Origin of the sequence: Marinobacterium sp. xm-d-530 (assembly GCF_013283365.1) — a bacterium.
Taxonomy (GTDB): Bacteria; Pseudomonadota; Gammaproteobacteria; order Pseudomonadales; family Balneatricaceae; genus Marinobacterium_E.
On record NZ_WBYM01000002.1, the window covers coordinates 209,550 to 221,683 of the forward strand.

The following is a 12,134-nucleotide window of genomic DNA, read 5'->3' on the forward strand; positions in this document are numbered from 1 at the left end:
ACCGCACCTGCGAAACAGATAAAAACTGTGATTTTTTCTCTACTTACCTGCCCTAATCACTGATTGATCGCTACAATAGAATCTTTCTCATGCTATTTTCACTGGAGTCCAAGATTGTCAGGTCTAGATCAGTTTATTGCCCCAACTAAAGCCGGTGATTTGCGCCGTATTGGTGATGTAAAAGGGGCCGCCACCGGTTGGCTAATCGATCAGATACGCGACAAGCATCAGGGACCTATACTGATGCTCTGCAACGACAGTGAGAGCGCTAGCCGTATTCGTCGTGAGATACGCTTTTTTGCCGGTGACTCTCTGCCTGTGATGCTCTTTCCAGACTGGGAAACCCTAGCTTACGATAGCTTCTCCCCACACCAGGATATTACCTCCACTCGCTTAGAGACGCTGTACCGACTTCAAGGTTTAAAGTCAGGTGTCATTGTCGTGCCTGCTTCGACGGCGATGCAGCGTGTCGCCCCTAAAGAATTTGTCAGTGGCAATGTCTTCTGGCTTGAGAAAGGTCAGCAATTAGACGCCGACAGGATGCGTGAACAACTGATCGATGCAGGGTATAACCTAGTCGACACCGTTTATGAGCACGGTGAATTTGCTGTACGTGGCGCCATTATTGATCTCTACCCTACTGGCACTAGCGCGCCTCTTCGTATCGACCTATTTGATGATGAGATCGATACTCTAAGGACATTCGATCCGGAGACACAACGCTCCATTGAACAGATCGAGCGCATTCGCATTTTGCCGGCGCGTGAATACCCTTTCCACTCCAACGCGATTGATGGCTTTAAACAGCGCTGGCGTCAACGATTTGATGTCGATTATGGCAACTGCCCCATCTACCAAGACATCTCGAGCGGTTTAGCGCCGGCGGGGATCGAGTATTATCTGCCGCTCTTCTTTGAGCAGTGCTCTACCCTGTTCGATTACCTTCCTGAATCAACCCTTGTGATTCAGCAGAAAGGGATACTGGAGGCCGCATCACAATTCCATAGCGGTGTGGTAAGTCGACATAACGAACGCCAAGGCGATATCACTCGCCCAATCTTGACGCCAGATGAGCTCTTTTTAACACCGGATAACTTGGCAAGTGACCTAAAACGTTGGCCGGGAATCCGACTAAGTGCTGAGCCTGAAGAGGTTAAACCGGGGCGTGAGAATATCGGTGCGACTGAACCTCCCAGTTTAAGCACCTCTCCCACTGCGGCAGAGCCTCTGCGCCCACTGGCCAATCACCTAGACAAAGCCACTACTCCGGTTCTCATTCTTGCTGAATCAGCGGGCCGTCGTGAATCTCTATTAACGCAACTGCAAGCGATGTCGATCAAGCCTGTGCAACTCGACAGCTGGCACGCTTTTCAAAACAGCAATGAGTCACTCGCAATAAGCGTTGCACCGCTTGAACAGGGTCTTGCCATCAGTGATCAATTTGAGGTGATCTCGGAGGCACAGCTGTTTGGCAATCAGGTCTTCCAACGTCGTCGTCGCCAGCGTGAACAGAGCGATGCCGACCAAGCCGTTAAATCACTGTCTGAACTGAGCGTCGGGAATCCTGTGGTCCACATTGATCACGGCGTAGGTCGCTATCTCGGTCTGCAGACGATCGATTTGGATGGATCAGCCACCGAGTTTCTGACCCTGCAGTACGCGAATGATGCCAAACTCTATGTTCCGGTCTCCTCTCTGCATCTGATTAGCCGATACACCGGTTCCAGTGAAGAGTCTGCACCGCTGCACCGTCTTGGCACAGAGCAGTGGTCCAAAGCGCGCCGTAAAGCGGCCGAGAAGGTACGTGATGCAGCTGCCGAGCTGTTAGATATCTATGCACGTCGTGCCGCTCGCCAGGGGTATCAATACAGCATTGATGATGCTATGTACGATCAATTCTCACGTGCATTCCCATTCGAAGAGACGCCAGATCAAGCGATGGCCATTGAAGCGGTGCGCCGAGACATGCAAGCCGTGCAACCGATGGATCGTCTAGTCTGCGGTGATGTTGGCTTTGGTAAAACTGAAGTGGCTATGCGGGCAGCCTTCATTGCGGCACAAGCTGGCAAACAGGTCGCTGTATTGGTACCAACTACCCTACTCGCCCAGCAGCACTTTGAGAATTTCCGTGATCGTTTCGCCGACTGGCCTATGGAGGTTGATCTGATCTCTCGCTTCAAAACAGGCAAACAACAGGATCAGATCGCAGCCAAGGTAGAGGCCGGTCAGGTCGATATTTTGATTGGTACACATAAACTGATACAGGGCGATCTGAAATTCAGCAACCTAGGGCTGTTGATTATCGATGAGGAGCACCGTTTTGGGGTTCAGCAGAAAGAGAAACTCAAGTCGCTCCGTTCTGAGGTTGATATTCTAACCCTAACCGCAACGCCTATACCTCGCACACTGAACATGGCGATGTCGGGCATGCGTGATCTTTCGATCATCGCGACGGCACCGGCTAAGCGTCTATCGGTTAAAACCTTTGTGCGTCAATCAGATCCAGCGCTGATTAAAGAGGCCATTCTGCGTGAGTTGCTTCGCGGTGGTCAGGTCTACTATCTGCACAATGAAGTGAAAACCATTGAACAGACCGCTAAAGAGTTGGGTGAGCTGATTCCAGAGGCCCGTATTGGTATCGGCCATGGCCAGATGCGTGAGCGTGAACTGGAACAGGTGATGAGTGACTTCTATCACAAGCGATTCAACGTATTGGTCTCCACCACCATCATCGAAACCGGTATCGACGTTCCTAACGCCAATACGATCATCATCGATCGCGCTGATAAATTTGGTCTGGCTCAATTGCACCAGTTGCGTGGACGAGTCGGTCGTTCGCATCATCAGGCTTACGCTTACCTGCTTACACCGCACCACAAGGCGATGACTTCAGATGCCACCAAACGTCTGGAGGCGATTGTCGAAGCGAGCACTCTAGGGGCAGGCTTTACCCTAGCAACCCACGACCTTGAGATACGGGGTGCCGGTGAGCTGTTAGGTGAAGAGCAGTCGGGTCAAATGCAGACAATTGGTTTCTCCCTCTACATGGAGATGCTAGAGCAAGCAGTAGAGTCGATTAAAGAGGGTAAAACACCCAACTTTGATCAGCCTCTTCATCACGGCTGTGAAGTAAACTTGCACCTACCGGCACTGATTCCCGATGACTATCTGCCGGATGTGCATAACCGATTGACGCTCTATAAACGCATTGCCAATGCAGCCAATGACGAAGAGTTGCGTGAGCTTCAGGTGGAGATGATTGATCGCTTTGGTCTGCTACCAACGCCTCTTCAGAACCTAATTCGACAGACTTCAATCAAGTTGCGGGCTGAAAAACTCGATATTATCAAGTTGGATGCTGGCGCTGGGTCAGGACGCTTGGAGTTTGCTGAGGAGACCTGTGTCGATCCTTACACCCTTGTAAAACTGGTGCAGACACAGCCAAAGGTCTATAAACTCGATGGGGCTACCGCGTTTAAGTTCAGTGTACCGATGGAAAACAGTGAAACTCGATTCCAGACAGTTGAAGCGCTGCTTGATACACTGACACCGGCAAGTGATTGATTTGAACCTTCAGGAGCATATTAAAGTGAGAGTGATTGCAACGACCCTTTTGCTATTGGCTGGTATCGGCCAAGCCGTGGCTGACGATGAGGCGGTCAAGCTAGCGGTTGCCCCTGAACTGATCAGTGAAGAGAGTCTCTACACTGTTGAAGTGGTTATTTTCAAACAGGCTGAAGCCGACAAAGAGAGCGAAACCTGGCCTGCCGACTTAGAAAGTATAGAATTCACCAACGCTGAGCTTCCTCTCGTCAATGATGGCGAACCCTTAGCCCTGAATGAAGAGTTGCCAATAACCACCTTTGCATTGACTGAACAAGCCAATCGATTGGCGCAAAAAGGGTATGAGCTGCTCTACCACAATAGCTGGCTGGATCAGTTTAAACCTGGCGCTAACCGCACCACTCTGTTATTGGATGCATTTGGAAACTTCGAAGGTACATTACGCATTGAGCGTCAGCGTTATCTGCATATCTACCCATCGATCAACTACTACCCTAACGGTTTAAGCTTGACCGACGAGCCCGCTGAAACGATCCGTTTTGAGGAGTCACGTCGCATGCGATCGAAGGATCTGCACTACATCGATCACCCCGTTCTGGGAATGCTGGTACTCTTTAGACCGGTCGAAGCGGTTGAGATGGAGGTCACCGATCTGGTGACCTCAACAGAGACAGCAAACACCGTAAACTAGTTCGACGGCGCCTCATTCGGGGCAATATGAATCGTAGAGGTTGGGAAAGCGATCTCTGCGCCACGCGCTTCAACCAGATTGATAATCTTAACCAGTACATCCTGCTTAACCGAGTGGAACTCCACCCAGTTAACCGTTTTGGTAAAGGTGTAGACCATGATATCGATTGATGAGGCACCAAAGTGGTTCAGGTTTACGATCAGAGTTTGGCTCTGATCGATGTCAGCATGGCTCTGCAACATCGATTTAATATCTGCAACAATCTGCTCAACCACAGCCGCATCGTCATAACGAACACCAATGGTTTCATAGATACGACGGTTGGTCATACGCGATGGATTCTCAACGGCAATACTGGCGAAGGTTGAGTTAGGGACGTAGAGCGGTCGTTTATCAAAGGTGCGAATTCGGGTTAAGCGCCAGCCGATCTCTTCAACTGTACCCTCAATCTCTTTGTCGGGGGAGCGAATCCAATCCCCCACTTTGAAGGGGCGATCCATGTAGATCATCAACCCACCGAAGAAGTTAGCCAGTAGGTCCTTTGCGGCAAAACCGACAGCCAAACCACCAACACCACCGAACGCTAGTATGCCTGAGACACTGACGCCCAAATGTTGAAGCAGCACCAAACCCGCAAACAGAAGGACGGTTAATCGCAGTAGTTTTGCGACCGCATCAGCGGTGGTTCGATCAACACCAGGACGACCAGAAACGCCATCCACTAACTGCTGCTCAACCCGCTTAATTAGACGGATCAACGTCCATGCCGCTAACAGAATATACGCTAGTGAGCGCAAAGATTGCGTCAGAACCAGGTCTATCTCGTCCAGTGCTCGAGCGGCAATATCGAGTGAGAGCGTAATACCCACCACCCAGACTAGAAGACTTAAAGGGGCACGCACGGTATCAATGAATACCTGATTCCAAACGGACGAGAGATTGTTGATAAAGGGAATCAGTCGATTCAACAAAGTATTGCTGACTAGAGAGACGATCAGTGTCATCAACAGAATCACAGCGCCTTGTAGCAACCACTGATATTGATTCAAGGCAGGAATAGCATTTAACAGTGGGTTAAGCACCCAACTCAACAATTCAGTCACTTAAAAACTCCAATAAACAATCAGTTAGACCAACTCTTTCGCCATCGTTCTTACGCGAGCCAATCGTTCAGAATCACTCGGGCGCTTAGGTCTAGCACGCATTCTTACAATTCGATCAGAACCAGTGTGCCCAAGGTTGGTTAGGTGCTGCAACACCTCTTGCGCACGCTCGGGTGCGTTGCAGACAAGCACCATGTCACAGCCAGCTGCCAGCGCGGCGTCGGCTCTATCAGAATAACTGCCAGTCTCTGCTGCCCCCTCCATAGAGAGATCATCACTGAAGATCACGCCATCAAAACTTAATCGCTCACGCAGTTGGCGTTGCAACCAAAACTCTGAGAAGCCTGCGGGCTGTGAGCAGACACTGGTGTATTTAATATGGGCCGGCATGACCGCATCCAAGCCGCGTTTAATCAACTTGGCAAAGGGCTGTAGGTCTTGAGCATCTATCTCAGCAAAACTGCGCTGATCTTCTGGAAGACCCAAATGTGAATCCACCTCCACCCAGCCATGCCCTGGAAAGTGCTTACCCGTGGTCGCCATGCCCGCTTCATGCATGCCTGACATGAAGGCTCCCGCCAGTGCTTCAACCTGTTCGCTATCGCTGCCAAACGAACGGTCGCCGATCACCTCTGAGTGGCCGTAATCGAGATCTAACACAGGGGCGAATGAGATATCGATGTCATAGTCGCGCAACTCTGTAGCCATCAACCAGCCAAACTCATGAGCCCAAGCGACCGCTTTGCTAGGGTTCTCTTGCCAAGCTTCACTGAATACTCGCATTGGTGGCAGTCGGGTGAAGCCCTCTTTAAATCGCTGCACACGACCACCCTCTTGGTCGACCGCCACTAACAGGTCAGGACGGACCTGACGGATCGACGTCATGAGCTGTCGAAGTTGTGCAGGGTTTTGGTAGTTACGAGCAAATAGAATCAACCCTCCCACTTGGGGAGACTTGAGCGTCTCAACCTCAGCGGGCGTTAACTCAGTCCCAGCAATATCCAGCATTAGGGCGCCACTGCTCATTACTCTCTCCAATTAAGCCGTAATATTTACGATCATGTTGTTGTTGACCTGATCAAATAGTTCAATCAGATCCTGGTTTCTCATTCGGATGCAGCCGTGTGATTTAGGCACCCCCATCGGCTCACTGTCAGGTGTGCCATGGATGTATATGAAACGACTTAGTGTATCGACCTGACCACCACGATTGAAGCCGGACTCCATACCCTGTAGCCAGATGATTCGTGTCAAAATCCAATCTCGTTCTGGGTACTGCTTGGCTAGCGTTTCTGAATAGATTTCACCGGTTGATCGACGACCAACAAAGACACTGTTGATCGGTGCAGATTCGCCAATTTTAAGCTTTACTTTGTGCTGCCCAAGCGGTGTACAGCCTGACCCTTTAATATTCCCCGGCCCGTTTAAAGCCGTTGAGACGCTCCAACTCTGCTCACCCGAATCGGTCAGTAACCTTAAGGTTTGATCAGCAATGGAGATCTCAATACGACTCATCAGCGCGCCCAGAAACGGCTCTGTGTCAGGCTTGACCAAGCTCTACCAGCAACGCCTGTAATGGCCGAGACACCAAAGTGTTCGAGGCGCTCTTGTAAGCTCTGCTTCACCTGATAGCTCACTTTGTAGATATCAGCGTCATCGGCGGCATTAACCAGATAGTCATCACTGGTCTCTATCTGATCAATAAGACCATTGGCAATGGCGCGACGACCAAACCAGACTTCACCCGTCGCCACTTTCTCAATGTCTAAATCCGAGCGGTAGTCAGCGACAAACTCTTTGAAAAGAGCGTGCGTATCCTCTAGCTCCTCAACAAACTTTTCACGACCTTTATCAGTGTTCTCACCAAACATCGTTAGAGTTCGCTTGTAATCACCGGCCGTTAAGACTTCGTAATCGATGTCATTCTTCTTAAGAAGGCGATGAAAATTGGGGATCTGTGCAACCACACCAATGGAACCGATCAGTGCAAAGGGAGCTGCGACAATTTTATTGGCGATACATGCCATCATATAACCACCGCTGGCAGCCACTTTATCGACACACACCGTCAGTGGAATCTGCTTACGACGAATGCGCTCTAGTTGTGATGCAGCCAAGCCATAGCCATGCACCAATCCACCAGGGCTCTCTAGACGAACAACCACTTCGTCGACCTCTCTTGCCAACGTCAGAACCGCTGTGATCTCTTGGCGCATCTTGTCGACTTCAGAGGCTTGGATGTCGCCATCGAAGTCGATGACATAGATTCGTTTGCGATCCTCTTCTGCTTGAGCATCGGACTTGGCCGCCTTTTTACGGGCTTTAGCCTCCTCTTTATCCTGCTTCTTTTGCGCTTTATGCATCTGTTTGAGGCGATGCTCATCCAATATATGGTCTTCTAACGTCTCTTTTAGCTCGGTGAAGTGATCATTCAGCGACTCGACTTCAATCTCTCCGTCGTTAGGCTTACGACGTTTTTGAGCCGCCGCTGCAATCATCGCAAGCACGAGCCCAATCGCAACCACCCAAGTGACCGTTTTAGCCAAGAAAAGACCGTATTCAGAAAAAAATTCGACCACTGATTACCTCGTAAGAAAGTCGATTAACAGAGAGGGGTAGGTTAACATAGCCACTTCTAATGAGCGCTAGGTTTTTATGTCTTCAAACGTCACCCTCACGCAGGTTTTCAACAAGCTGCAAGATCGATTCAATTCTGAAAACGCCAAAGGTCTGAATAAGACGTTTCAGTTCTCGTTGAATGATGCAGATTCATTCTACCTAACGATCGAGGATTCAAAGCTAGACGCCAACTGGGGTGAGCACTCCGATCCAAACATCACACTGATTATGGATGAAGCGACATTCATTGGTGTTATACAGGGTGAGATCGATGGCATGAGTGCTTTCATGAAAGGTCTTCTGCGCGCCGAGGGTGATGTCATGCTCGCCACCAAGCTAGGCAAACTTTTTAGGCACTGATACCCAGCTATAGCTGCAAATCAGCCTTGTCGTGCAACCCAGTCGTCGATCAACGCTCTAGAAATAGCGAATTTGGGTGGCAGCACCACTGTATGCAGATCTTCCTTGGTAAACCAACGCCCTTCTAATATCTCACGACCATCAGGTTTAATGTCGCCACCGGCATACTGCGCAAAAAACGCCAACATCAGCGAGTCAGGAAATGGCCACTGCTGGCTTTTGAAGTAACGAATGTCGCTGATTTCAACACCTACCTCCTCTTTGACCTCTCGTGCTACCGCCTGTTCAGCTGTTTCGCCAGCATCGATAAAACCTGCAAGCGTACTGAATCGATTGGGTGTGAACTTAGCATTATGGGCCAACAAGATTCGATCGCCATCCTCAACGAGAGTGATGATACAGGGAGAGAGTCTCGGGTAAGCGTGATGCCCACAGTCAGTACATTTCAGGACCATCTCCGTCAAACCGAACGCCATACCCCCACCACAGCGACCACAAAACTGATGATTCACTCGCCAATTCAATAACTGCTGAGCTCTGGAGAGCAACTGATACTGGAATGGATCAGACCGTTCAAGTTCAGCTCGAAGATCCACCACTTTGGCACTGCCAGGTACCTCAGACATTCTGACCAACTCATAGCCCGGTAACACAGGGTAACGTTCGATCTCATACTCGCTGTCAAAGGATAGGGAGAGATCAATACGATCCAACACAACCCCTAGTTCTGGGTCAGCCAAGATCAGACGATTTTGATGGGCAATTAAGTATTTCAAGAAGACTCCCTAAAAACGGCAATGCTTATTTGTAATAGTTATATAAAACTAAAGTATTAAAACCGCAGTTTCCAAACTAAAGGAATAACCTTATAATCTTTGCGCTTTTTTGCTTTTGGGCAAATTAAAATAACTGTAAGGACCCTACATGAATCAATCAACCATGTCGGCAATTACCCGAAACTTTTTGGGCAACTCGCCAATTTGGTACAAGCAAGCAATCCTTTTCTTCCTTGTAGCCAACCCTATCCTACTTTTAACAGCTGGCCCTGTCGTAACAGGCTGGTTGCTAATTTTCGAATTCATTTTCACACTGGCGATGGCGCTTAAATGTTACCCACTTCAGCCGGGTGGTTTGATTGCGATTGAAGCGGTCGTGATCGGCTTAACCGATCCACATAACGTATACCACGAGATCAACGCCAACTTAGAAGTCATCCTTCTGTTGATGTTCATGGTTGCTGGTATCTACTTCATGAAGGACCTCCTGCTGTGGGTCTTCACTAAGATACTGGTTAAAGTTCGCTCTAAGACAACGATCTCTCTACTTTTCTCTATCTCTGCAGCCTTCCTATCGGCCTTCCTAGACGCGTTGACGGTGACTGCTGTATTGATCAGTGTTGGTGTCGGTTTCTACTCGGTCTACCACAAGGTCGCTTCGGGCAAAAATAACGACTCGGCACACGACCATACGTCTGACCATGACGTTCATGAAGAGCGTCGCCAAGACCTAGAAAACTTCCGTGGTTTCTTAAGAAGTCTCTTGATGCACGGTGCTGTGGGTACAGCACTAGGCGGCGTCTGTACGCTAGTCGGTGAGCCACAAAACCTGTTGATTGCCCAGAAAGCTGAGTGGACCTTTATTGAGTTCTTCGTACGCATGGCACCGATCACTATGCCTGTACTGGCGGTTGGCCTTCTAACCGTTGTAGTACTAGAGAAGACCGGCACCTTCGGTTACGGCGCTAAATTGCCAGAGAATGTTCGCCAAATTCTGGTTGATTACGATAAAGATCAATCGGCTAAGATGACCAAGAAACAACGCGTTAGCCTAATCGTTCAGGCTGCAGTGGCAGTATTCCTAGTCATTGGTCTAGCCTTCCACTTGGCCCCAGTGGGCATGATCGGTTTGACCGTAATCATTCTATTGACCGCCTTTAACGGCATCACAGAAGAGCATCAGATCGGTAAAGCCTTTGAAGAGGCACTCCCTTTCACCGCGCTGCTGGTTGTCTTCTTTACAGTGGTATCAGTGATTCACGATCAGCACCTGTTCCAGCCGATCATTCACATGGCACTTTCACTAGAGCCAAGTCAACAGCCGTCTGTCTTCTTCATTGCAAACGGTGTGCTATCGGCAATCTCGGATAACGTATTTGTTGCGACGGTCTACATTAATGAGATTCTAGCGGCATTGAACGCAGGTGATATCACTCGTGAACAGTTTGACCACCTAGCCGTTGCTGTGAATACCGGTACCAACATCCCATCAGTAGCGACTCCGAACGGTCAGGCAGCGTTCCTATTCCTGCTAACTTCAGCGATTGCACCGCTGATTCGCCTCTCGTACGGTACGATGGTGTGGATGGCACTGCCTTACACGATTACGATGTCGGTAACAGGTCTACTTGCAGTCATTTATGCACTCTAAGATCTGACTTGAAGAAAAGCCTGCCCTGCTCACGCTCGGCAGGTTTTTTTCTTTAAAACTTCCCTCAGTCTTCTGAAGACTATTGGCCGAGTAATGAGATGTGCAATAATATCGTTTTAATTCTCTCATTAAGCAGTTGATATGACAGACCTACCCGCAAAAATCGCTTATCAGGGTGTTCCTGGTGCCTACTCTCACCTCTCTTGTACCCGTGTCCACCCAGAATTGGAGGCACACGCATGTGAGAGCTTTGCTGATGCAATGTTTATGGTTGAACGTGGTGAAGCGCGTTTAGCGATGATCCCACTTGAGAACAGCACTGCCGGTCGTGTCGAAGAGATCTACCGCTTAATGCCTAAGACTCAACTGCACATCATTGCTGAACACTTTGAGCCGGTTAATCACTGCCTACTCGCTATTCCGGGCACTAAAGTTGAGCAGCTAAAACGTGTTTGGTCACACCCCCAGGCGCTGGCACAGTGTGATGGCAACATTCGAGCACTAGGACTTGAACCTATCGCGGCACTTGACACGGCAGGCTCTGCGTCGGATCTTTCAGAGAATCCAGATCCAGAGCTAGGCGCTATCGCCTCTTCACTTGCTGCAGAACTCTATGGTTTAGATATCGTCAAAGAGGGGTTTAGAGACGTCGAAGGTAATACCACGCGCTTCTTAATTCTGGCACGTGACAGTAAGGTGCCGGAATACGATGCTGACAAAGAGTTCATGACCTCGATCCTGTTCACCGCTCGAAATATCCCAGCCTCGCTGTATAAAGCATTGGGTGGTTTTGCCACTAATGGCCTGAACATTCTTAAGCTAGAAAGTTACATGGCTTCGGATACGATGCAGGTCACCAGCTTCCACCTAGATGTAGCCTCGCACCCTCAAGAGCCAGCCATGCAGCTAGCCCTACAAGAGCTTCACTTCTTTGCTAAAGAGGTTCGCGTCATGGGCACCTATGCCGCACACCCATTCAGAAAGAGCAATCTAATTATCGAAGAGTAGCCTTATTCCGCACCGCAGCATACAGGATTGAGTCTTATAAATAAGTTGACTTAAAAATCAGCTTTTACATATTGTGCACCGCACAAATAAGACTTATATTTAATCCATGCCTAATGGATTAGGTAACGAACAAATCCCTTGTGTTCGTTTTCTTCATTTTTCATCGATTGAAGATTCCTTTTTAGCCCCGCAGTGCGGGGCTTTTTTATGGCATAAATGTTTAAAGCGAATACCCAGCCTAAAGGCTGGCCATTGGCACTTTTTGGTCAGCAAAAAGTACCCAAAAACTGACCACGCTCACTCGGCCTGCGGCACGCTCCGTTCAATGATTTTTCACTGAAGTCCAATAGGACACTGCAAAG

General features: G+C 49.3%; 10 protein-coding genes. 5 read left to right on the forward strand and 5 right to left on the reverse strand.

The window, feature by feature from the left end; translation table 11 throughout:
- The first annotated feature begins 114 nt into the window (after window positions 1–114).
- Window positions 115–3,564 (forward strand): transcription-repair coupling factor, encoded by a 3,450-nt coding sequence (gene mfd, locus XMD530_RS04345; RefSeq protein ID WP_173483147.1) that lies wholly within the window; start codon window positions 115–117, stop codon window positions 3,562–3,564.
- Between the two features lie 25 nt (window positions 3,565–3,589).
- A complete protein-coding gene (locus XMD530_RS04350) occupies window positions 3,590–4,255 on the forward strand; it encodes a CsiV family protein (protein WP_173481526.1) in 666 nt (221 codons plus the stop codon).
- On the opposite strand, the gene XMD530_RS04355 is transcribed toward XMD530_RS04350, so the two are convergent.
- From XMD530_RS04355 to sohB, 4 genes are read right to left on the reverse strand one after another with little or no spacing between them, the layout of a single operon-like run.
- Window positions 4,252–5,358 (reverse strand): mechanosensitive ion channel family protein, encoded by a 1,107-nt coding sequence (locus XMD530_RS04355; protein ID WP_371731441.1) that lies wholly within the window; start codon window positions 5,356–5,358, stop codon window positions 4,252–4,254. The genes XMD530_RS04350 and XMD530_RS04355 overlap by 4 nt on opposite strands.
- A gap of 24 nt (window positions 5,359–5,382) precedes the next feature.
- Complete coding sequence (gene nagZ / locus XMD530_RS04360) at window positions 5,383–6,384, reverse strand: beta-N-acetylhexosaminidase (RefSeq protein WP_173481527.1); 1,002 nt, start codon at window positions 6,382–6,384, stop codon at window positions 5,383–5,385.
- Window positions 6,385–6,396: 12 nt separating this feature from the next.
- Window positions 6,397–6,873, reverse strand: a complete 477-nt coding sequence (locus XMD530_RS04365; protein WP_173506798.1) for a L,D-transpeptidase — start codon at window positions 6,871–6,873, stop codon at window positions 6,397–6,399.
- Window positions 6,873–7,937 carry a protease SohB gene (gene sohB / locus XMD530_RS04370; RefSeq protein WP_173506799.1) on the reverse strand — a complete coding sequence of 355 codons (1,065 nt, stop codon included), beginning with the start codon at window positions 7,935–7,937 and terminating at the stop codon, window positions 6,873–6,875. The genes XMD530_RS04365 and sohB overlap by 1 nt, the downstream gene beginning before the upstream one ends.
- 76 nt (window positions 7,938–8,013) lie before the next feature.
- On the opposite strand from sohB, the gene XMD530_RS04375 reads away from it, so the two are divergent.
- Window positions 8,014–8,337, forward strand: a complete 324-nt coding sequence (locus XMD530_RS04375) for an SCP2 sterol-binding domain-containing protein (RefSeq protein ID WP_173481530.1) — start codon at window positions 8,014–8,016, stop codon at window positions 8,335–8,337.
- Window positions 8,338–8,357: 20 nt separating this feature from the next.
- Here XMD530_RS04375 and nudC read toward each other — a convergent pair whose 3' ends face one another.
- Window positions 8,358–9,113: an NAD(+) diphosphatase gene (nudC, locus tag XMD530_RS04380; RefSeq protein ID WP_173506800.1), complete on the reverse strand. Its 756-nt coding sequence runs from the start codon at window positions 9,111–9,113 to the stop codon at window positions 8,358–8,360.
- Window positions 9,114–9,261: 148 nt separating this feature from the next.
- On the opposite strand from nudC, the gene nhaB reads away from it, so the two are divergent.
- Both nhaB and XMD530_RS04390 read left to right on the forward strand, forming a co-directional pair.
- Window positions 9,262–10,764, forward strand: coding sequence for a sodium/proton antiporter NhaB (nhaB, locus tag XMD530_RS04385; protein WP_173481532.1), 1,503 nt, complete (start codon window positions 9,262–9,264; stop codon window positions 10,762–10,764).
- 141 nt (window positions 10,765–10,905) lie between these two features.
- Window positions 10,906–11,772 (forward strand): prephenate dehydratase, encoded by an 867-nt coding sequence (locus XMD530_RS04390; RefSeq protein ID WP_173481533.1) that lies wholly within the window; start codon window positions 10,906–10,908, stop codon window positions 11,770–11,772.
- Window positions 11,773–12,134 lie beyond the last annotated feature (362 nt).

Excerpts from the sequence above, each read along its gene's own strand:
- nagZ (WP_173481527.1), bottom strand. The coding sequence starts at position 6,384 with ATGAGCAGTGGCGCCCTAATGCTGGATATTGCTGGGACTGAGTTAACG.
- XMD530_RS04365 (WP_173506798.1), bottom strand. The coding sequence starts at position 6,873 with ATGAGTCGTATTGAGATCTCCATTGCTGATCAAACCTTAAGGTTACTG.
- XMD530_RS04375 (WP_173481530.1), top strand. The coding sequence starts at position 8,014 with ATGTCTTCAAACGTCACCCTCACGCAGGTTTTCAACAAGCTGCAAGAT.
- nhaB (WP_173481532.1), top strand. The coding sequence starts at position 9,262 with ATGAATCAATCAACCATGTCGGCAATTACCCGAAACTTTTTGGGCAAC.
- XMD530_RS04390 (WP_173481533.1), top strand. The coding sequence starts at position 10,906 with ATGACAGACCTACCCGCAAAAATCGCTTATCAGGGTGTTCCTGGTGCC.